Origin of the sequence: Pseudomonas sp. NPDC088890 (genome assembly GCF_044900155.1) — a bacterium.
In the GTDB taxonomy this organism is placed as follows: Bacteria; Pseudomonadota; Gammaproteobacteria; order Pseudomonadales; family Pseudomonadaceae; genus Aquipseudomonas; species Aquipseudomonas urmiensis.
The window spans coordinates 3,314-23,980 of record NZ_JBJDNG010000014.1 but is presented as its reverse complement, the minus strand read 5'-3'; the positions used below and the strand labels follow the sequence as shown (position 1 = coordinate 23,980).

The 20,667-nt window shown below is 62.3% G+C and carries 20 protein-coding genes; 12 read left to right on the top strand and 8 right to left on the bottom strand.

Going from position 1 to position 20,667, the window contains the following annotated elements:
* Positions 1–3: 3 nt before the first annotated feature.
* The 4 genes from ACI2JX_RS22420 to dksA all read right to left on the bottom strand — a co-directional run bounded on the left by ACI2JX_RS22420 (position 4) and on the right by dksA (position 4,773).
* The gene (locus ACI2JX_RS22420; protein ID WP_186556474.1) at positions 4–2,979 is read right to left on the bottom strand and encodes a sensor histidine kinase; all 2,976 of its coding nucleotides are present in this window, start codon (positions 2,977–2,979) and stop codon (positions 4–6) included.
* A complete protein-coding gene (locus ACI2JX_RS22415) occupies positions 2,963–3,139 on the bottom strand; it encodes a hypothetical protein (protein ID WP_003250005.1) in 177 nt (58 codons plus the stop codon). The genes ACI2JX_RS22420 and ACI2JX_RS22415 overlap by 17 nt, the downstream gene beginning before the upstream one ends.
* Positions 3,140–3,375: 236 nt before the next feature.
* On the bottom strand, positions 3,376–4,263 hold the full coding sequence (gene gluQRS / locus ACI2JX_RS22410) for a tRNA glutamyl-Q(34) synthetase GluQRS (RefSeq protein ID WP_404691010.1): 888 nt from the start codon (positions 4,261–4,263) through the stop codon (positions 3,376–3,378).
* Between the two features lie 63 nt (positions 4,264–4,326).
* A complete protein-coding gene (gene dksA, locus ACI2JX_RS22405) occupies positions 4,327–4,773 on the bottom strand; it encodes an RNA polymerase-binding protein DksA (protein ID WP_186556472.1) in 447 nt (148 codons plus the stop codon).
* 212 nt (positions 4,774–4,985) lie between these two features.
* Here dksA and ACI2JX_RS22400 point away from each other — a divergent pair, with 212 nt between their 5' ends.
* Together ACI2JX_RS22400 and sfsA are read left to right on the top strand one after the other, a co-directional pair.
* On the top strand, positions 4,986–6,158 hold the full coding sequence (locus tag ACI2JX_RS22400; protein ID WP_404691009.1) for a pyridoxal phosphate-dependent aminotransferase: 1,173 nt from the start codon (positions 4,986–4,988) through the stop codon (positions 6,156–6,158).
* Complete coding sequence (gene sfsA / locus ACI2JX_RS22395; RefSeq protein ID WP_404691008.1) at positions 6,158–6,871, top strand: DNA/RNA nuclease SfsA; 714 nt, start codon at positions 6,158–6,160, stop codon at positions 6,869–6,871. The genes ACI2JX_RS22400 and sfsA overlap by 1 nt, the downstream gene beginning before the upstream one ends.
* On the opposite strand, the gene ACI2JX_RS22390 is transcribed toward sfsA, so the two are convergent.
* A complete protein-coding gene (locus ACI2JX_RS22390) occupies positions 6,861–7,178 on the bottom strand; it encodes a Rieske (2Fe-2S) protein (RefSeq protein WP_404691007.1) in 318 nt (105 codons plus the stop codon). The genes sfsA and ACI2JX_RS22390 overlap by 11 nt on opposite strands.
* A 164-nt stretch (positions 7,179–7,342) precedes the next feature.
* Between ACI2JX_RS22390 and ACI2JX_RS22385 the strand changes: the two genes are divergently transcribed.
* From ACI2JX_RS22385 to ACI2JX_RS22370, 4 genes are read left to right on the top strand one after another with little or no spacing between them, the layout of a single operon-like run.
* Complete coding sequence (locus ACI2JX_RS22385) at positions 7,343–8,227, top strand: hemin ABC transporter substrate-binding protein (RefSeq protein ID WP_404691006.1); 885 nt, start codon at positions 7,343–7,345, stop codon at positions 8,225–8,227.
* Between the two features lie 50 nt (positions 8,228–8,277).
* Positions 8,278–9,261 (top strand): iron ABC transporter permease, encoded by a 984-nt coding sequence (locus tag ACI2JX_RS22380; RefSeq protein ID WP_264237238.1) that lies wholly within the window; start codon positions 8,278–8,280, stop codon positions 9,259–9,261.
* Positions 9,261–10,028, top strand: a complete 768-nt coding sequence (locus ACI2JX_RS22375; protein ID WP_404691005.1) for a heme ABC transporter ATP-binding protein — start codon at positions 9,261–9,263, stop codon at positions 10,026–10,028. The genes ACI2JX_RS22380 and ACI2JX_RS22375 overlap by 1 nt, the downstream gene beginning before the upstream one ends.
* A gap of 12 nt (positions 10,029–10,040) precedes the next feature.
* On the top strand, positions 10,041–10,937 hold the full coding sequence (locus ACI2JX_RS22370; protein WP_404691004.1) for a ChaN family lipoprotein: 897 nt from the start codon (positions 10,041–10,043) through the stop codon (positions 10,935–10,937).
* A gap of 290 nt (positions 10,938–11,227) precedes the next feature.
* On the opposite strand, the gene ACI2JX_RS22365 is transcribed toward ACI2JX_RS22370, so the two are convergent.
* From ACI2JX_RS22365 to ACI2JX_RS22355, 3 genes are all read right to left on the bottom strand, one after another.
* The gene (locus tag ACI2JX_RS22365; RefSeq protein WP_264237231.1) at positions 11,228–11,506 is read right to left on the bottom strand and encodes a TfoX/Sxy family protein; all 279 of its coding nucleotides are present in this window, start codon (positions 11,504–11,506) and stop codon (positions 11,228–11,230) included.
* Positions 11,507–11,745: 239 nt separating this feature from the next.
* Entirely contained in the window at positions 11,746–12,099 is a 354-nt protein-coding gene (locus ACI2JX_RS22360) for a pentapeptide repeat-containing protein (protein ID WP_368973554.1), read from the bottom strand.
* A gap of 99 nt (positions 12,100–12,198) precedes the next feature.
* Positions 12,199–13,761 (bottom strand): AAA family ATPase, encoded by a 1,563-nt coding sequence (locus ACI2JX_RS22355; protein ID WP_368973553.1) that lies wholly within the window; start codon positions 13,759–13,761, stop codon positions 12,199–12,201.
* A 108-nt stretch (positions 13,762–13,869) separates the two neighbouring features.
* Between ACI2JX_RS22355 and mrcB the strand changes: the two genes are divergently transcribed.
* The 6 genes from mrcB to ilvC form a co-directional block, all read left to right on the top strand.
* Positions 13,870–16,191 (top strand): penicillin-binding protein 1B, encoded by a 2,322-nt coding sequence (gene mrcB, locus ACI2JX_RS22350; protein WP_264237234.1) that lies wholly within the window; start codon positions 13,870–13,872, stop codon positions 16,189–16,191.
* Between the two features lie 61 nt (positions 16,192–16,252).
* Positions 16,253–17,014, top strand: coding sequence for a tetratricopeptide repeat protein (locus ACI2JX_RS22345; RefSeq protein ID WP_186556461.1), 762 nt, complete (start codon positions 16,253–16,255; stop codon positions 17,012–17,014).
* Complete coding sequence (locus ACI2JX_RS22340) at positions 17,014–17,346, top strand: YqcC family protein (RefSeq protein WP_264237235.1); 333 nt, start codon at positions 17,014–17,016, stop codon at positions 17,344–17,346. The genes ACI2JX_RS22345 and ACI2JX_RS22340 overlap by 1 nt, the downstream gene beginning before the upstream one ends.
* A 408-nt stretch (positions 17,347–17,754) precedes the next feature.
* Positions 17,755–19,479 carry an acetolactate synthase 3 large subunit gene (locus ACI2JX_RS22335; RefSeq protein ID WP_186556459.1) on the top strand — a complete coding sequence of 575 codons (1,725 nt, stop codon included), beginning with the start codon at positions 17,755–17,757 and terminating at the stop codon, positions 19,477–19,479.
* Between the two features lies 1 nt (position 19,480).
* Positions 19,481–19,972, top strand: a complete 492-nt coding sequence (gene ilvN, locus ACI2JX_RS22330; protein ID WP_003250040.1) for an acetolactate synthase small subunit — start codon at positions 19,481–19,483, stop codon at positions 19,970–19,972.
* Positions 19,973–20,025: 53 nt separating this feature from the next.
* The coding region (ilvC, locus tag ACI2JX_RS22325; protein ID WP_404691003.1) for a ketol-acid reductoisomerase at positions 20,026–20,667 on the top strand (642 nt) is incomplete at its 3' end.

Here is a 20,667-nt window from a genome sequence, read left to right as displayed (position 1 = left end):
GATTCAATTCTCTCGACGGTCTCGAATTTCAGGGGACGTCGCTACGACATGCCGGGGCAGGGTCACGCGGATCCGGGTGCCACGCTGCCGTTCGATATCGGCGGGGCTGTCGATGGTGATTTGCCCATAATGCTCTTCCACGATGGAATAGACCAGAGCGAGCCCCAGTCCGGTTCCTTCGCCCGGGTCCTTGGTGGTGAAGAACGGTTCGAACAGGCGGTCCATGATGTTTTTCGGGATGCCACTGCCTTCGTCCTCGACGATCAGGTCGACGGCGTGCTCGCTCATCTCGCTACGCACCCGCACGGCGCTGCCCGGTGGCGAGGCGTCGCGAGCGTTGGAGAGCAGGTTGATCAGCACCTGGGCTAGGCGTTGCGGGTCGCCCTCGACCCAGTGATCAGGGTCGCAGAGGTTGAAGAACTGTACTTCGAAATTGCGCCGGTTGAGGGCCAGCAGACCGATGGCATCTTGCGCCACCTCCGCCAGGCACACCGGCTCTTCGCTGTTCTGCTGGCTGCCGCCGGCGTGGGCGAAGCTCATCAGCGACTGGACGATGCGCGATACGCGCTTGGTTTGCTCGATGATCTGGCTGGACAGCTCGGTGATCTCGCCGTCGCCTTCGCGCTCCTCGCGCAGGTTCTGCGCCAGGCAGGCGATGCCGGTGATCGGGTTGCCGATCTCGTGGGCCACCCCGGCTGCCAGGCGGCCGATGCTGGCCAGGCGCTCGGAGTGCACCAGCTTGTCTTCCAGGGCCTGGGTTTCGGTGAGGTCTTCGACCAGCAGGACCAAGCCGCTGTTACCCGGCGCGAGGGGCTCGTCGATGGCCGCCTTGTGCAGGTTGAGCCAGCGGATCTGACCATCCAGGCCCAGGCGCTGCTTGTGCAAGTGCTCATCGGGTACGTTGATGAAGCCTTGCAACAAGCCGCGCCAGGGTTCGCTGATGGTCATCAGGCGTGAACCGACCACATGCTTGGCGGCGATCCCGGTCAGCTCTTCCATGGCTTTGTTCCACATGAGGATTTCCTGGTCCTTGGCCAGCGAGCAGACCCCCATCGGCAGCTCCTGCAGGGTCTGGCGGTGGTAGCGGCGCAGGGCATCGAGTTCGGCGGCAAGGCCGGTCAGGCGCGAGTGGTAGTCTTCCAGGCGGCTTTCGATGAAGTGGATATCTTCGGTGACGTAGTTCTCGTTGCCAGACTTGTACGGCAAGAACGTCTCGACCATATCCTGGGCCACGCTTGGCCCCATCAGCCCGGACAGGTTGGCCTCGATGCGGTCGCGCAAGCGGCGCAGGGCATACGGGCGGCGCTCGTCGAAGGGCAGGTAGAGATCGCGCAGGGCCTGCTCGACTTCTTTTTGCGCGGCCTTGGCGCCCAGCGGCTTGGCCAGTTGGGTGGCGAACTCTTGTGGCGAGGCGGCGTGCAGCTCGCGACGTTGTGGTCGGCGCACGTTGTCCACCGCACAGGCTTCGGCGGCGCTGATTTCTTCGCTGCTGGCATTGGTGAACAACGAGATCAACGTAAACAGCAGGACGTTGGCCGCCAGCGAGGCGATTGCCGCCATGTGCCAGCTGGTGTCGTCGAGCACGTAGATCATGTTCAGCAGCGGAATATAGAAGCCCTGCAGGTTACCCAGCAGCGGCAGCAGCATGGTCACCATCCACACCAGCATGCCGGCCAACAGCCCGGCGATGAAGCCGCGCCGGTTCGCGGTTGGCCAGTACAGGACCGACAGCACACCAGGGAGAAACTGCAAGGTGGCGACGAAGGCAACGATGCCCAGGTTGGCCAGGCTCTGGTGAGTGTTCTGGGTCAGGTAGAAGATGAACCCGGCGGTGATAATGGCGACGATCAGCGCGCGCCGGGTCCATTTCAGCCAACGATAGATGTTGCCTTCCGCCGGTGGCTGGTAGAGCGGCAGCACCAGATGATTCAGCGCCATGCCGGATAGCGCCAGGGTGGTGACGATGATCAAGCCGCTGGCGGCGGACAGCCCGCCAATGTAGGCCAACAGCGCCAGCGCCTCATTGTTTGCGGCAATGCCTAGGCCGAGGGTGAAGTATTCAGGGTTAGTGCTCGCCCCCAGGCGCAGACCAGCCCAGAGAATCAGCGGCACGGCCAGGCTCATCAACAGCAGGAACAGCGGCAGGCCCCAACTGGCGCTGACCAGCGAGCGTGGGCTGAGGTTCTCGGTGAACGCCATGTGGTACATGTGCGGCATGACGATGGCCGAGGCGAAGAACACCAGCAGCAGGGTGCGCCATGGGCCTTCTTGCAAAGGTGTGTGCAACGCGGCAAGGGCGGTCTGGTTCTGCAGCAGCCAGACTTCCAGGCCGTGAGGCCCGCCAAACACGCCGTACAGGGCATACAGGCCGACCCCGCCCAGGGCCAGCAACTTGATCACCGACTCGAAGGCGATGGCGAACACCAGGCCTTCGTGCTTTTCGCGAGTGGCGATGTGGCGTGAGCCGAAGAAGATGGTGAACAGGATGATCAAGGCGCAGAAGGCGAACGCCACTCGCGCTTTGACCGGTTCGCCGGTGAGGATGCTGATCGAGTCGGCAACGGCCTGGATCTGCAGGGCCAGCAACGGCAATACGCCAATCAACATGAAGATGGTGGTCAGGGCCCCGGCCCAGGTGCTGCGAAAGCGAAACGCGAGCAGGTCGGCCAGTGACGACAGCTGGTAGGTGCGGGTGATCTTCAAGATCGGGTAGAGCAGCACCGGCGCCAACAGGAAGGCCCCGGACACCCCCAGGTAGCAGGCCAGGAAGCCATAGCCGTACTGGTAGGCCAGGCCCACCGAGCCATAGAAGGCCCAGGCACTGGCGTAGACGCCCAGCGACAGGGTGTAGGTCAGTGGGTGGCGGATGACCGAGCGCGGGATCAGCCCGCGTTCGCTGATCCAGGCCACGCCGAACAGCACCAACAGGTACCCGGCGCTGATCAGGATCATCTGGGTCAGGCTAAAGCTCATCGGCATCTCGTTGGCTCTGCAGGATGAAGGTGACGACGATGAGGATCAGCCAGAGCAGGTAAGGGCGATACCAGGCTCCGGTCGGCTCGATCCACCAGTCCATGATGGCCGGGGAGAACAAGTAGATCCCCACGACCAGAAGCAGGACCAAACGATAGATGTACATGCTGGCCTCGATGGTTGGGCGCTGCGGGCTTGGACTTATTATTGGCGCAAATGGCGGGGGCGATGCTAGCGGGATTCCGTGTTCTACGGCAAGAAATTGAATTTATTGGGTTTTCGTGTCGTTTCTCAGTGCTAGTAGAGGCCCTATCGCGGGGCAAGCCCGCTCCCACGCCTGTCTATCTTCAACAGGGCGCAGGCGTGGGAGCGGGCTTGCCCCGCGATAGAGTTGGCACAGGCTCAGCGCAGATCAGCCTCTGGCACGGTCATTCGAGAGGCGATGGCGTCAGGCCTCCACTGCTGTCGCGCCACTGCCAGCACTTCGCCAGGGCTGGCACTCTCCAGTGCCGGATCAGTCGCTTGCCCCAGCGCCCGCAACGCCCGTAGCAGCAACGGTGTGGCCTGCTCAGGCGCCAGCGGCGGCGAGCGATAGGACTTGCCCAATTTGTGCCCATCCGGCTGGATGATCAGCGGAATATGCAAATAGCGCGGCTGGGAAAACCCCAGCAGCTCTTGCAGATACAACTGGCGCGGAGTGTTGTCGAGCAAGTCAGCCCCACGCACGATGTCGGTCACACCTTGCCAGGCATCGTCCAGCACCACCGCCAATTGGTAGGCATACAGCCCATCGCGACGCTGGATGATGAAATCGCCCACTTCGCGGCCCAGATGCTGGGCGAACTCACCTTGCACCCGGTCATTGAAGCGGTAGGTCAGCTCTGGCACTCGTAGCCGAATCGCCGCGCCTTCGCGAGCATGGCCAGCATTGCGGCACGTGCCTGGATAAATACCGTTGCTCCCCTCCAGCTGCTTGCGCGAGCAGGTGCAGGCATAGGCCAGGCCCTGGCGGAACAGGCGTTCGACCACCTCGGCGTACGCATCATGGCGCTGGCTTTGGAACGCCACCTCGCCATCCCACTCCAGGCCGTAACCTTCCAGGGTGTGCAAGATGGCATCGCGTGCACCAGGCATCTCGCGCGGTGGGTCGGTGTCTTCCATGCGTAGCAGCCAGCGTCCACCCACGGCACGGGCATCCAGCCAGGAGGCGAGGGCGGCAACCAGTGAGCCGAAGTGCAGAAAACCGCTGGGAGTGGGAGCAAAGCGCCCGACGTAGGGTGATGGGGTCATGGGTTAACAGTATCTATAAATGAAACGGGGCGCATTGAGCGCCCCGTTCGGTGGAAATCAGGATCAGCCCTTGCCGACCGTTTTTTCCTTTTGCTCGGCAACTTCTTTGCAGTCGAAACAAAGATCGGCAGTAGGGCGAGCTTCAAGACGACGCAGGCCGATCTCGATGCCGCAGCTCTCGCACCAGCCGTACTCTTTGTCCTGAATCAGTTGCAGGGTCTTGTCGATCTTCTTGATCAGCTTACGCTCGCGGTCACGTGCGCGCAGTTCAAGGGCAAACTCTTCCTCTTGCGTGGCACGGTCTGCCGGGTCGGCGAAGTTGGCCGCCTCTTCCTTCATATGGTCAACGGTCTTGTCGACGCCGACCATCAGCTCCTGCTTCCAAGCGTTCAGGATATTGATGAAGTGCTTGCGCATGGGTTCACCCATGTACTCCTCACCCTTGGTCTCCTGATAGGGCTCGACCCCATAAAGATTTTGCCTGGCTTTTTGCTTTTCTTGGGTGGACATGAATAGACCGCCTCTCACTCATCTGATCCAATGCGCAGGATGCTCCATCTCCGGCGACCGCCGGCCCTGCGACTGCGAGCCGCCGAACTTACCAGATAGATCGGGGGTGCGCTAGCCCGGCCGATCCTACGTGTTGACAGCGGCATGAGCCGCCCGTTCAGTGGCGTACAACGGTTGAACAACTAGTTTAGACCCAATTGAGAGAAGGCCCCATGGCTCAGCCCTACAGCGCGCGCAGCCGCGCCATCGAACCCTTTCATGTCATGGCACTGCTGGCGCGGGCCAACGAATTGCAGGCGGCGGGCCGGGATGTGATCCACCTGGAGATCGGCGAGCCGGACTTCACCACCGCCGCGCCGATCGTCGCGGCGGGGCAGGCCGCCCTGGCTGACGGGCATACCCGTTACACCGCCGCGCGGGGCCTGCCGGCGCTGCGTGAGGCGATTGCTGGCTTCTATGCGCAGCGCTACAAGCTGGCGATCGATCCCGAGCGTATCCTCATCACCCCAGGCGGTTCCGGCGCGCTGCTGCTGGCCAGCAGCCTGCTGGTCGATCCGGGCAAGCACTGGTTGCTGGCCGACCCTGGCTACCCGTGCAACCGCCACTTCCTGCGCCTGGTCGAAGGCGGCGCGCAGCTGGTGCCGGTGGGCCCTGAGGTCAACTACCAGCTCACCGCCGAATTGGTCGAGCGTCATTGGGACAAAGACACGGTAGGCGCACTGGTCGCGTCACCGGCCAACCCGACCGGTACCGTTCTGGACCGCGAGGCCTTGGCCAGCCTGTCCCAGGCCACTCGCGAGCGGCATGGCCACCTGGTGGTGGACGAGATCTACCACGGCCTGACCTATGGCATGGACGCCCCCAGCGTGCTGGAAGTGGACGACGAAGCGTTCGTTTTGAATAGTTTTTCCAAGTATTTCGGCATGACCGGCTGGCGCCTAGGCTGGTTGGTTGCGCCGCCGAACGCGGTCGGCGATCTGGAGAAACTGGCGCAGAATCTGTACATCAGTGCACCGAGCATGGCCCAGCATGCCGCGCTGGCCTGCTTCCAGCCCGACACCCTGGCGATTCTCGAAGAACGCCGCGGCGAGTTCGCCAAGCGCCGCGACTATCTGCTGCCAGCGCTGCGGGAATTGGGCTTTGGCATCGCCGTCGAGCCGCAGGGTGCTTTCTATTTATATGCCGACATCAGTGCGTTCGGTGGTGATGCGTTCGCCTTCTGCCGGCACTTCTTGGAAACCGAGTACCTGGCCTTCACCCCCGGCCTGGATTTTGGTCGCCATCAGGCGGGTCATCATGTGCGCTTTGCTTACACCCAGAGCCTACCGCGTCTGCAGCAGGCTGTTGAGCGTCTTGCCCGTGGTCTGCGGAGCTGGCAAGGCTGATGGCATTCTTCCCTATGCTCGAACAGGGGCGGCTGCTGCGCCGCTATAAACGTTTTCTGGCCGACATCGAGCTGGCCAATGGCGAACAGCTGACCATCCACTGCCCCAACACCGGCTCAATGCTCAATTGCATGCGTGAAGGCGGGCAGGTCTGGTTCAGCCGCTCCAATGACCCCAAGCGCAAGCTGCCGGGCACCTGGGAGATCAGTGAAACGCCGCAGGGGCGGTTGGCCTGCATCAACACTGGCCGGGCCAATGCGCTGGTCGAAGAGGCCCTGCGCGCCGGGGTGATCAGCGAATTGGCCGGCTTTACTGCACTCAAGCGCGAAGTGGCCTATGGCGAGGAGGGCAGCCGGGTCGATTTTCGTCTGGAGTTCGCCAGTGGCCCGGCCTATATCGAGGTCAAGAGCGTCACTCTCGGCTACCCGGACACGCCGGTAGCGGCCTTCCCGGATGCGGTCACTCAGCGCGGCGCCAAGCACCTGCGTGAACTCGCGGCCTTGGCCCGCCAGGGCGTTCGGGCCGTGCAGCTGTATTGCGTCAACCTCACCGGGGTCGAAGCGGTGCGCCCAGCCGAGGAGATCGATGCGGCCTACGCCAGCGCCCTGCGCGCAGCCGCGGCCGATGGCGTCGAAGTGCTGGCCTACGGCACACGGCTGGATGCCTCACAGATCGTCATCGACCGGCCGCTGCCGGTGCTGCTCAATCCTTGAGCCAGATGCCCTGACTGTCTTCCAGGCAGTCGAGGGCTTGCAACTGCTCACCCTCGCAGGGACCGGCCACGCATTCACCCGTCTCGATCAGAAACAGGGCGCCGTGATGGGCGCAATGAATCAGGCTGGCGCTGTCATCGAGAAAACGATCGACTTGCCAGTTCAGCGCGATGCCTTTGTGCGGGCAGCGATTGCGGTAGGCAAACACCTGGCCTTGGCGGCGCACGGCAAACAGCGCCACGCCCGCTACGCTGAACGCGCGGCTGTGGCCTTCACCAAGGTGCTCGGAAGCGCAGAGAAAATGCATTGCAGGAACAAGCTCGTACAGTAAAGGAATGGAACAAAACGGATGGCTTGACGCCTCAATGCGAATAATTATCAAATTGCCCGCATGCTGCGTGCGCTGTCTATGGTGCGCAGTTCCGCTGTTCGCCACAAGGCGCGCGGCTTGTCTTCTGCAAAGGAACTCCGATGATGCGCCGTCCCGCTGCCCTGATCGCCCTGTGCGCCGGTCTTGTTCTCTCCACTCAGGCTCTGGCCGCCGAGCTGCCGCAACGTTGGGTGAGTGCCGGTGGCGCCCTGAGCGAATGGATCAGCGCCCTGGGCGGCGAGCAGCGCCTGGTTGGCGTCGACACTACCAGCCAACACCCAGAGTCGCTCAAGGCTTTGCCCAGCATCGGTTACCAGCGCCAGCTGTCTGCCGAGGGCATTCTCAGCCTGCGCCCCGATGTGCTGGTAGGTACCGAGGAAATGGGTCCGCCGCCGGTGCTGGCGCAGATCCGCAACGCCGGCGTGCGGGTCGAGCTGTTCTCCAGCAAAGCCGAGCTGGGCGCAGTGGAGCAAAACCTCACGCGTTTGGGCGGCCTGCTCGGCGCTGAACGGCAAGCCCGCGAACTGGCCGCAGGTTACCGCCAGCAACTCGATGATCTACAGGCCAAGGTCAAGCAGGCCCAGGCCACCCAGAAAGCGCCGGGAGTGCTGCTGTTGGTGGGCCACGCCGGCTCCAAGCCAATGATTGCCGGCCACGGCACCTCGGGGGACTGGCTGCTGCGTCAGGCGGGGGCACGCAATCTGGCCGATCATCAGGGCTACAAGAACTTCTCGGTGGAAGCCCTGGCCGCCCTGGATCCGGATGTGGTGGTGTTCTCTGACCGTAGCTTGAGTGGTGAGCAGGCCCTGCAAGCGCTGGTGAAAGAGAACCCGGCACTGGCGGCCTCGCGGGCTATTCGCGACAAACGCCTGGTTTCTCTGGATCCGACCTTGTTGGTTGGCGGCTTGGGTCCACGCCTGCCGGCGACCCTGCAGGAGTTGGCTGCCGCCTTCTATCCGCTGGCCAAGGCTAGCCTGGCCCAATGAAGCGGCGAGTCCAGCCGCGCACGCTGTTCATTGGCCTGAGTGGGCTGTGTTTGCTGGCAGTCTGGCTGTCGCTGGCGCTGGGGCCGGTCAGTCTGCCGCTAATCGATACCTTGCGTGCCGGGCTGCGCCTGCTGGGGTTGCCGGTAGCAGGCGACGGCCTGGAACAGGCCGAGCTGATCCTGGGGCAGATTCGTCTGCCGCGAACCTTGCTTGGGCTGGCCGTTGGCGCCGTGCTGGCGCTGTCAGGCGTGGCCATGCAGGGGCTATTTCGTAACCCGCTGGCCGACCCGGGATTGGTCGGTGTCGCCAGTGGTGCGGCACTGGGTGCGGCGATCGCGATTGTCGGCGGCAGCTGGTTGGGCGGCATCCCTGAAGGGTTCGCACCTTATTTGCTGTCGGTCTGTGCCTTCGTCGGCGGCTTGGGGGTGACGGCGCTGGTCTATCGCCTGGGCCGACGCGACGGCCAGACCAACGTCGCCACCATGCTTCTGGCAGGTATCGCCTTGACGGCGTTGGCGGGCTCAGCGGTCGGCTTGTTCACTTACCTGGCCGATGACGCCACCCTGCGCACCTTGACCTTCTGGAACCTGGGTAGCCTCAACGGCGCCAGTTACCAGCGGCTGTGGCCCTTGATCCTGGTCACCGTTGCGGTGGCCGTCTGGCTGCCGCGCCGCGCCCAGGCGCTCAATGCGCTGTTGCTGGGCGAGTCAGAAGCCCGCCACCTGGGCGTCGAGGTGGAGTCGCTCAAGCGCGAGCTGGTGTTCTGCACCGCCCTGGGTGTCGGCGCTGCCGTGGCTGCCGCTGGCTTGATCGGCTTCATCGGCCTGGTGGTGCCGCACCTGGTACGCCTGGTGGCCGGGCCTGATCATCGCGTGCTGCTGCCGGCGTCGTTGCTGGCGGGCGGAGCGTTGCTGTTGTTCGCAGACTTGGTGGCGCGCTTGGCGCTGGCGCCGGCCGAGTTGCCAATCGGTATCGTCACCGCCTTCATTGGTGCACCGTTCTTCTTGCTGTTACTGATCAAGGGGCGCAACTGATGCTCGAAGTCGAAGGCCTGCATCTGCGCCGTGGCAGCACTGAGGTGTTGCACGATATCCAACTGAAGCTGCAGCCGGGGGAGATCCTCGGTGTGCTGGGCCCCAATGGCGCGGGTAAGAGCAGCCTGCTGGGGGCCTTATGTGGCGAACTGATACCGAGCCAGGGCCAGGTGCGTCTGCTTGGTCGGCAACTGGCTGACTGGAGCGGGCAAGCGCGCGCGCGGCAGCTGGCGGTGTTGCCGCAAGTGTCCAGCCTTGGCTTTGCCTTCCGGGTCGAGGAAGTGGTCGGCTTGGGGCGCTTGCCGCATGCCAGCGGCCAACAACGTGACCAGCAGATCATCGAGGCTGCGTTGCGCGCCGCCGATGCCTGGCACTTGCTCGAGCGCAGCTATCTAGCGTTATCCGGTGGCGAACGCCAGCGCGTGCACCTGGCGCGGGTGTTGGCGCAGCTGTGGCCGGGCGAAGCGGGCGCTACGCTGCTGTTGGACGAGCCAACCTCCATGCTCGATCCCTTGCACCAGCACACCACGCTGCAAGCGGTCCGCAGTTTTGCCGACCGGGGGGCGGCGGTGATGGTCATCCTGCATGATCTGAACTTGGCGGCGCGCTACTGTGACCAGATATTGCTGCTGGAACAGGGGCGCTGCCATGCACTTGATTCTCCACGCAAGGTCTTGACCCCTGAAGCGCTCAAGGCGGTGTACGGCATTGATGTGCTGGTGCAGGATCACCCGGAGCGCGGCCATCCGCTGATCATCACCCGTTAGGAGAACTGCTCGATGCGCCATCGCTTGCTGTTGTCGATCTGTGTGGCCTTGACCTTGAGCGGCTGTCAGGCACGCCAGGCCAGCTTGCCGGCGTTGCCAGCCTGGCAGGGTAGTGAAGGGCGCGACCATTCGCAGTTGGGGCAGATCCGCGACCTTGCCAGCGGCCAACTGATCAGCCCCCAGCAACTGCTTGAGCAATTGGCCGATGCACCGCGCGTGCTAGTGGGTGAGAAGCACGACAATCCCGATCAGCATGCCTTGCAGCTGTGGCTGCTGCGCGCCCTGGCCAGTCAGCGGGCGCAGGGCAGCCTGTTATTGGAGATGCTCCAGCCTGAACAACAGCCGCGGGTGGATGCCGTGGCTGCAGGCGGGCAACTGCCGGCAGACTTGCCCAAGGCGCTGGCCTGGCAGGAAGGCTGGGATTGGCAGTGGTATGGGCCGATCGTGCGCGAGGCGTTCGAGCTGCAAATACCGTTGCTGGCCGCCAACCTTTCCAGCAGTGAGATGCGTCAGGCTTATCGGCAGCCTGTCTCGCTGCAGGGCGAGCGCTCCAATGCGCCTGCGGTCAAGGCTTCACTGTTGGCGCAGGTGCGTGATGGGCATTGCGGTTTGCTGCCCGCAAGCCAGCTGCCGGCGATGCTCGCGGTTCAGCAACAGCGTGATCGGCGCATGGCAGAGCGGATGATCGCCGCGCCTGAGCCGGCGTTGTTGTTTGCCGGTAGTTATCACGTGCGCAAGGATCTGGGTGTGCCGCTGCATCTGGCCGACCTTGGGGCCCAGGGGCAGACCAAGGTGGTGCTGCTGGCCGAGGTGGGGGAGCGGGTTGAGCCGGGGATGGCGGATTACGTCTGGTTCACCGCTGCGGTGCCGGAGCAGGACTATTGTGCGCAATTGCGTAAGGCGCATTGAACATCCATTGGCCTCATCGCGGGGCAAGCCCGCTCCAACGCAAACGACAGGCTTAGACTTAAGTAAGCTGCGTTGGAGCGGGCTTGCCCCGCGATGTGCCCAGCTCTGCCAGGCCCTGAAGTCCAGGCAAAAAAAGACCCGGCAAAAAGCCGGGTCAATAACCGTGATTAGCCTGATGAGGAGATAATCTGAGAGTCCGAACCAGGGGCTTTCAGGTTACCCAACCAGTCTCGCGACCAGTTGTGATAATCATAACGATTCTCATTTCTGCGTCAATCCCATTCCCCAACTTATTTCATATTTTTTTGCGTGGCGTTCTTCGCGTCCAATTGCTGGTTGAGCGCTTGCTTGCGTTCGGCAGGCAAATCGTTCCAGTGCATGTCCAGCAGGGCGCCTTCGATTGCGTACAACAACACCTTGGATGCACGAAAACCTCGGGTTCGTACGGCCTGGTATGCGCCCACCGCGCCCAGGCGACGCAAGTCCGACGCACTGTGGATGCCGGCTGCGTGCAACCACTGGGCGGAGGTCTTGCCGAGGTTCTTCAGGTGCTGCAATTCATCGTTCATCGAGCCTCCTTGCGATGGCTGAACGGGTCGTATGAATAAATCGCGAGCAGGTCAGACAGGAGTGTAGCGGGGCTTGGCGGATACGCGGCGTTTTGCCATCGGAGCCGACGGGATGCCGCAGACCGTGGTAGCAGGATCGGCCGCATCGCGGGGCAAGCCCGCTCCCACGCAAACGACAGGCTTAGACTCAAGCCGCGTGGGAGCGGGCTTGCCCCGCGATGAGGCCCGCACCATCGGCATCAATTCCCAGAAGTTGGCCGGTAACGCATACGGGTACCAAACTTGGCCGACATCAAGATCTCATCGGCACTCAGCTGGGCAGGGAAGTAAGTTCCGGAAATCTGCGCATGGGCAATGCTGGCGCCTTCCAGGCCATTTTCGCGCAGATCCAGGCCGCGCAGGTCGGAGGCGCGGAAGTAGGCATCGGTGAAGTCGATCCCCCGCACATCCAGTTCGCGCAGATCCAAACCGCGGAAATCCCCGCCACGAAAATCGATCACCGTGTCGGTAGGTTTCTCGCGATTGAAGGCGGCGATCTGCTCATCGCGCACGAGGGCGTACAGGGTGTTGTCCAGTTGCCGGGGCTGGTTCATGGCGGCGCCTCCTCGTGGGGTGTGATGATATTGTAATGCCATCACTGAGCAGGCGCCGATGTTCAGGCGTGAAGTGTCGACTGCTTCAAGTCTGGGTGCTTAAAGGCCGGGCAGGCGCTGGCGGATCTGTTCGATCAACTGGTCCATGCTGGCGCTTTCCTGGGTGTCTACGCGCTTGCTGTCGCGCAGTTCCTGCTCATTGAGCGGGTCGCGGCTGGCCTGTTGCGCCTTGACTACTTCCAAGGTGGCGTCGGATGGGTCGTCGTTGTCTGCCTGGCGCTGGGCCAACCAGCTTTCGATCACCGCCTGCGGCGCGTGGCAGTCGAGGATCAGCAACGGCACGCCGGTCTGGCTGGCCACCTCGGCGGCGGCCTGGCGTTGTTCCTGCTTGAGGTAGGTGGCATCGAGCACAACCGGGAAACCTGCGCGCAGAATCACTTCCGCCAACTGATGCAGGCGCTGGTAGGTGGCGGCACTGGCGTTCTGGTCGTAGATGCCGGCTTGGAGCTGGCCCGCATTGGCCTGGGCTTGTTCACCGAACAGGCGCTTGCGTTCGACGTCAGAGCGCACACGGATCGCGCCCAGCGCTTCGACCAGGCGCATCGATACATGGCTTTTGCCAACCGCCGATACGCCATGGGTGATGGCCAACAGACGCGAGGGGATCGCGCTATAGCTCTCGGCCAGGTTGGCGTAGTTGCGGTAGGTGCGCAGGGTCGTGGCGCGCTGCACGCCGTCGGCATTGGTAGGCATGCTGAACAGGGCGACCTTGGCGCGTACCAGTGCGCGATAAGCCTTGTAGAAGTTGAGCAACTCCAGGCCCTGGTAGTCGCCGGTCAGCTCCAGATATTGGCTGATGAAACGCCGCGCAAGGCACTTCAGGCCGCGGTCTTCCAGGTCCATGGCGAGGAAACCGGTGTCAGCCCAGACATCGGTCTTGCGGAACGGCTCGTTGAACTCGATGCAATCGAACACCACCACCTTGCCATCGATCAGCGTAGCGTTACCCAAGTGGATATCACCATGGCACTCGCGGATGAAGCCGTTGGCCTTGCGCGCGGCGAACAGCTCGTGCAGGCGATCGAAGCTGCTGCGTGCCCAAGCCTGCAGTGCGTCCAGCTGTTGCAAGTCGGCCTTGTCGCTGAGGAACGGGCGGATTTGCTCGAAGTTCTGCTCAACCGGGGCCATCACGCTTTCAGGCGAGCCGAATGGCTGATCGGCCAGGACCTTGGGGGTCTGCTGGTGGAACTCGGCAATCTGTCGGGCCATCTGGTCGATGTGGCTGGCGTTCAGTTCGCCGTTGGCCTGCAAGGTGCTGAGCAACTGGCTTTGGGGAAACTGGCGCATGCGCAGGGCGAATTCGATCGGTGCACCTTCGCCACCGATTTGCGGCGCTTCGACGCTGCCGGTGATCGGCAGCACGTCCAGATACAGGCCTTCGGTCAGGCGCTGGTTCAGGCGCAACTCTTCGTTACAGAAATGCTCGCGCTGGGCCAGGCCGGTGAAGTCCAGGAAGCCGAAGTTCATTGGCTTCTTGATCTTGTAGGCGTACTCACCCGTGAGCAGCACCCACGAGATATGCGTCTCGATGAGCTGGAACCCGTCCACGGGATGAGGGTAGAGGGCGGGGTTCTGCAGGGCACTGATGAGGGCTTGGCTCACGGGCAATCCTTCCGGGGTAAGGGAATTCGAATGCGCCATTATGGTCAATGGTGCCGTCCCTGCATACCGCCGGGCCTGCCTTGACTAAAGTGCGTATAATCCGCCGCCATGACTCGATCCCGAAATTCCCGTACTGCGCAGAAACGCTCGACCGGCCGCTCCCGTGCCTGGCTGGGCTGGGCCCTGAAACTCAGCCTGGTAGGCCTGGTGCTGGTGGCCGGTTTTGCCATCTACCTCGATGCCATCGTCCAGGAGAAGTTCTCCGGCAAGCGCTGGACCATCCCGGCCAAGGTGTATGCCCGGCCGCTGGAGCTGTTCGTCGGCCAGAAGCTGAGCAAGAACGACTTCCTCACCGAGCTAGATGCCCTCGGCTATCGCCGCGAAAGCGCGGCCAATGGCCCGGGCGCGGCCTCGGTCAACGGCAATAACGTCGACCTCAACACCCGTGGCTTCCAGTTTTATGAAGGCATGGAGCCCGCGCAGTTCGTGCGCGTGCGCTTCTCCGGTGACTACGTCGCGGGCATGACCGGCGCCAACGGCGGCAAGCTCGATGTGGTGCGCCTGGAGCCGCTGATGATCGGCGGTATCTACCCGAAGAACCTTGAAGACCGCATCCTGATCAAGATCGACCAGGTCCCGCCGTACCTGCTGGAAACCTTGATCGCCACCGAAGACCGTGATTTCTACAGTCACTTTGGCGTCTCGCCCAAGGGCATCGCCCGGGCGGTTTGGATCAATACTTCGTCCGGCGCCATGCGCCAGGGGGGCAGTACCCTGACGCAGCAGTTGGTGAAGAACTTCTACCTGACCAACGAGCGCAGCCTGAGCCGTAAGCTGACCGAAGCCATGATGGCCGTGTTGCTCGAACTGCATTACGACAAGCGCGAGATCCTTGAGGCCTACCTCAACGAAGTGTTCGTCGGCCAGGATGGCCAGCGCGCCGTGCACGGCTTTGGCTTGGCCAGCCAGTTCTTCTTCAGCCAGCCGCTGCAAGAGCTCAAGCTGCATCAGATTGCCCTGCTGGTCGGCATGGTCAAGGGGCCGTCGTATTACAACCCGCGGCGCTACCCTGAGCGGGCCCTGATCCGCCGTAACCTGGTGCTCGATCTGCTCGCCGAGCAGGGTGTGGCGAGCAAGGAAGTGGTCGAGGCGGCGAAGAAGATGCCGTTGGGCGTCACCAAGCGCGGCAGCCTGGCCGACAGCTCGTTCCCGGCCTTCCTCGACCTGGTCAAGCGACAGCTGCGCCAGGATTACCGCGACGAAGACCTTACCGAAGAAGGCCTGCGCATCTTCACCAGTTTCGACCCGATCCTGCAGATGAAGGCCGAAACCGCCATGAGCGAGACCTTCAAGCGTCTGGCCGGGCGCAAGGGTTCGGATGCGGTCGAGTCGGCGATGGTGGTAACCAATCCTGAGACTGGCGAAGTTCAGGCGTTGATCGGCAGCCGTCAGTCGGGCTTTGCCGGGTTCAACCGCGCGATCGATGCCGTGCGTCCGATCGGCTCGCTGGTCAAACCGGCGGTGTACCTGACCGCGCTGGAAAAGCCGAGCAAGTACACCCTGACCAGCTGGGTGCAGGATGAGCCGTTCTCGGTCAAAGGCGCCGACGGCCAGGTCTGGCGTCCGCAGAACTACGACCGCCGTCCGCACGGCACCATCTACCTGTATCAGGGGCTGGCCAATTCCTACAACTTGTCCACCGCCAAGCTCGGCCTGGAAGTGGGCGTGCCGAACGTGATCAAGACCATTGGCCGCCTGGGCGTCAATGTTGACTGGCCGGCGTTCCCGTCGATGCTGCTGGGCGCTGGCGGCATGTCGCCGATGCAAGTCGCGACCATGTACCAGACCATCGCCAACGGCGGTTTCAACACGCCGATGCGCGGTATCCGCAGCGTGCTGACCGCCGAGGGCGAGCCGCTCAAGCGGTATCCGTTCCAGATCCAGCAGACCTTCGATCCAGGTGCCATTTATCTGGTGCAGAACGCCATGCAGCGGGTCATGCGTGAGGGTACCGGGCGTTCGGTTTACAGTGTATTGCCGAACAACCTGACCCTGGCGGGCAAGACCGGCACCAGTAACGATTCGCGCGACAGCTGGTTCTCCGGCTTCAGCCAGGATCTGCTGGCGGTGGTCTGGCTGGGCCGCGACGACAACGGCAAGACGCCGTTCACTGGTGCCACCGGCGCCCTGCAGGTGTGGACCAGCTTCATGCGCAAGGCCGATCCGTTGCCGCTGGACATGCCGCAACCGGATAACGTGGTGCAGGCCTGGATCGATCCGTACAGCGGCCAAGGCTCCGACAGTAGCTGTCCGGGAGCGGTGCAGATGCCGTATATTCGCGGCAGCGAACCGGCCGCAGGGGTTGCCTGTGGTGGTGAGCAGAATCCGGCTGAGTCGGTCATGGACTGGGTCAAGGGTTGGATGAATTGAGCACTGCTGGCCTGGGCGGATCAACCCCCAGGCCAGCAGCCGCATTTGAAGAGGGTGTGAAGTGAACAAGTGGTGGTTTCCTGCCTTGACGGCATTGGCCATGCTCCATGGCTGCGCCAGCGTTCCACGCGGCAACATTCCGGTGGTCGACTCGAGCACCCGGGTATCTAACAGCGAGCGCGTTACTGCCAACCGTGCTGCGACCCAGGCCGGCAACGGCACCTCGCAGGCGCAGGCACTGACGGAAGATTCCGGGGTTACCGTGATGATCCCGCAAGGGGCGGGCGCATCGTCCATCCAGACCTTCCCAGCGGGCAATGGGGCAGCACCCATCAGCACTGCACCGATCAGTACCGGTCCGATCACCACCAATCCCAACCCGATCGCTGACGAGCCGTTTGACATCGCCTCGATGAGTAGTACGCCAGCTGCGAGCAGCGCGCCGACTGGGATTCCGCGTAGCAATACGGCCGCCGGCAGCCTGTCGGCCGACGAACAGCTCGATGGCCCGGTGCTGGCGCTGCTGACCACCGCCCAGCAGCAACAGGGCAGTGGCGACTTCAATGGCGCGTCGTCGAGCCTGGAGCGTGCCCAGCGCATCGCCCCGCGTGAGCCGCAAGTGCTGTTCCGCCTGGCGCAGGTGCGTTTGTCGCAAGGCGATGCGGCCCAGGCCGAACAGCTGGCGCGTCGTGCCCTGACCTACGCCAATGGCCGTCCAGACCTGCAAGCCGAGCTGTGGAACACCATCGCCCAAGCCCGCGAGAAACAGGGTGACAGCGCAGGTGCAGCGCTGGCGCGACAGAAGGCACGGGTCAATCTGTGATGATCGAGCAACGTATTCTCGATATCGCTGATCACTTGTTGCTGATCGAGCACGAACTGCGTGCGCAAGGCTGGTGGAGTGAGCAATCACCCAGTGCCGAAGCGCTTGCCAGCGTGGTGCCGTTCGCCGTTGATTCGATGGGCTTCGAGCAGTGGCTGCAGTGGATTTTCCTGCCACGAATGAAGCTCATTCTCGAACACGGGCATCCCTTGCCAAATGCCTCGGGCATCCTGGTGATGGCTGAAACGGTTTTCGTCGATCGCCCAGAGCAGAGTCGCGCGCTGCGTCGACTGCTGGCGGAATTCGATCAATTGATCAGCCCATCCGCCTGATTTCTTCTCTTTTTCTTTCAAGAGCCGCAGATTGCGGCTCTTTTTTTGTCTTTTGTTTGTTTTTCTGCTGCTGTCAGATCTATTCGTGGTGGAACGAATTCATCCTGAGGAAAAATTGGCAATAATTTTTCTTGACTTAATCGCGGCGAATCACAAGAATCCAGTTTCCGCTTTAGAGGGACTGCCAGAAGCAGACCCGCTAAGCAGATCATGAGGCGCACACCCGCGCCGACTTGTTACACCCCGCAACGCGTTACCTCGCGCTGGGTGGGAAAACCCCGCAACACTCTGGGGCGCTCCCAATACTTGCTCAGTCAGTGCTGACGTTCGCTCATGCTCTGCTTGGCAGTAAACCTATTAAGACCCGTCCACTAGGGGCGGTATTCTGGCGTTTTAGAGGTGAACAACGTGGAGCTTTTATCTGGCGCTGAGATGGTCGTCCGCTTTTTGCGTGACGAAGGCGTTAAGCACATCTACGGGTACCCTGGCGGTGCTCTCCTTCATGTTTACGACGCGCTGTTCAAAGAGCCGGAAGTCGAGCACATCCTGGTTCGTCACGAGCAGGCGGCAACCCACATGGCCGACGGCTATGCCCGCGCTACCGGCAAGGCTGGTGTAGTGCTGGTAACCTCAGGTCCGGGCGCCACCAATGCCATTACCGGCATTGCTACCGCGTACATGGATTCGATTCCAATGGTCATCCTGTCGGGCCAGGTGCCTAGCACCATGGTCGGCACCGATGCCTTCCAGGAAACCGACATGATCGGTATCTCGCGGCCGATCGTGAAGCACAGCTTCATGATCAAGCACGCCTCGGAAATCCCGGAAGTCCTGAAAAAAGCCTTCTACCTGGCGCAATCCGGCCGTCCCGGCCCGGTCGTGGTCGACATTCCAAAAGATATGACCAACCCGGCCGAGAAGTTCGAGTACGTCTATCCGAAGAAGGTCAAGCTGCGTTCCTACAGCCCGGCCGTACGTGGCCATTCGGGGCAGATCCGCAAGGCAGCCGAGATGATCCTCGCCGCCAAGCGTCCGATCGTCTACTCCGGTGGTGGCGTGATCCTCGGTGGCGGCTCCGAAGCGCTGACCGAAATCGCCAAGTCGCTGAACCTGCCAGTCACCAATACCCTGATGGGCTTGGGCGGCTTCCCGGGTACCGACCGCCAGTTCCTCGGCATGCTCGGTATGCACGGCAGCTTCACCGCCAACCTGGCCATGCACAATGCCGACGTGATCCTGGCGGTGGGTGCGCGTTTCGATGACCGTGTGATCAACGGCCCGGCCAAGTTCTGCCCGAACGCCAAGATCATCCACATCGATATCGACCCGGCCTCGATCTCCAAGACCATCAAGGCCGACGTACCGATCGTAGGTCCGGTCGACAGTGTGCTCAGCGAAATGCTGGCAATCCTCAAGGAAATCGGCCAGCAGCCTGACAAGGCCGCGCTGGACGCCTGGTGGAAGCAGATCGAAGAGTGGCGTGGTGATCGCGGCCTGTTCCCTTACGACAAGGGCGACGGCAGCGTGATCAAGCCGCAGACCGTGATCGAGACCCTGTGTGAAGTGACCAACGGCGACGCGTTCATCACGTCCGACGTTGGCCAGCACCAGATGTTCGCGTCGCAGTACTACCGCTTCAACAAGCCAAACCGTTGGATCAACTCCGGCGGCCTGGGCACCATGGGCTTCGGCTTCCCGGCGGCGATGGGCGTCAAGCTCAACTTCCCGGATGACGATGTCGCCTGCGTGACCGGTGAAGGCAGCATCCAGATGAACATCCAGGAGCTGTCGACCTGCATGCAGTACGGTTTGCCGGTGAAAATCGTCAACCTCAACAACGGTGTACTGGGCATGGTTCGCCAGTGGCAGGACATGTCGTACAACGGCCGTCACTCGCATTCGTATGTCGAGTCGCTGCCGGACTTCGTCAAGCTGGTCGAGGCCTATGGCCATGTCGGTATCCGCATCACCAGCCTGAAGGACCTCAAGCCCAAGCTTGAAGAAGCCTTCGCCATGAAAGACCGGTTGGTGTTCATCGATATCGCAGTCGACAGGACCGAGCACGTCTACCCGATGCAGATCAAAGACGGCTCGATGCGTGACATGTGGCTGAGCAAGACGGAGCGTACCTGATATGCGGCACATCATTTCCCTGCTGCTGGAAAACGAACCCGGTGCCTTGTCTCGCGTGGTCGGCCTGTTCTCCCAGCGCAACTACAACATTGAAAGCCTGACCGTGGCGCCGACCGAGGACCCAACCCTCTCGCGCCTGACCCTGACCACCGTTGGCCACGACGAAGTGATCGAACAGATCACCAAGAACCTGAACAAGCTGGTGGAAGTGGTGAAGCTGGTCGACCTGTCGGAAAGCGCTCACATCGAACGCGAACTGATGCTGGTCAAGGTCAAGGCCACCGGCGCCCAGCGCGCCGAGATCAAACGCACCACCGACATTTTCCGTGGGCAGATCGTCGACGTAACCGCCAGCGTGTATACCGTGCAACTGAGCGGCACCAGCGACAAACTGGACAGCTTCATCCAGGCGATCGGCACCGCATCGATTCTCGAAACCGTGCGCAGTGGAGTCACCGGCATTGCCCGTGGCGACAAAGTGCTCAGCATCTAACTTCAAAAATTAGCGATGGCTCCACTAGGGCCGAGATATAACAGGGGTATTTCATGAAAGTTTTCTACGACAAAGACTGCGACCTTTCCATCATCCAAGGTAAGAAAGTCGCCATCATCGGCTACGGTTCGCAAGGCCACGCCCAGGCGTGCAACCTGAAGGACTCCGGTGTAGACGTTACCGTCGGTCTGCGTAAAGGTTCGGCTACCGTTGCCAAGGCAGAAGCTCACGGCCTGAAAGTTGCCGACGTGGCTACCGCTGTCGCTGCTGCCGACCTGGTCATGATCCTGACCCCGGACGAGTTCCAGGGCGCTCTGTACAAGAACGAGATCGAGCCGAACATCAAGAAGGGCGCTACCCTGGCCTTCTCCCACGGCTTCTCGATCCACTACAACCAGGTCGTTCCGCGTGCCGACCTCGACGTGATCATGATCGCGCCGAAAGCTCCGGGCCACACCGTGCGCTCCGAGTTCGTCAAAGGTGGCGGTATCCCTGACCTGATCGCGATCTACCAAGACGCCTCGGGCAACGCCAAGAACGTTGCTCTGTCGTACGCCGCTGGCGTCGGTGGCGGCCGTACCGGCATCATCGAAACCACCTTCAAGGACGAGACTGAAACCGACCTGTTCGGCGAGCAGGCTGTTCTGTGTGGCGGTACCGTCGAGCTGGTCAAAGCCGGTTTCGAAACCCTGGTT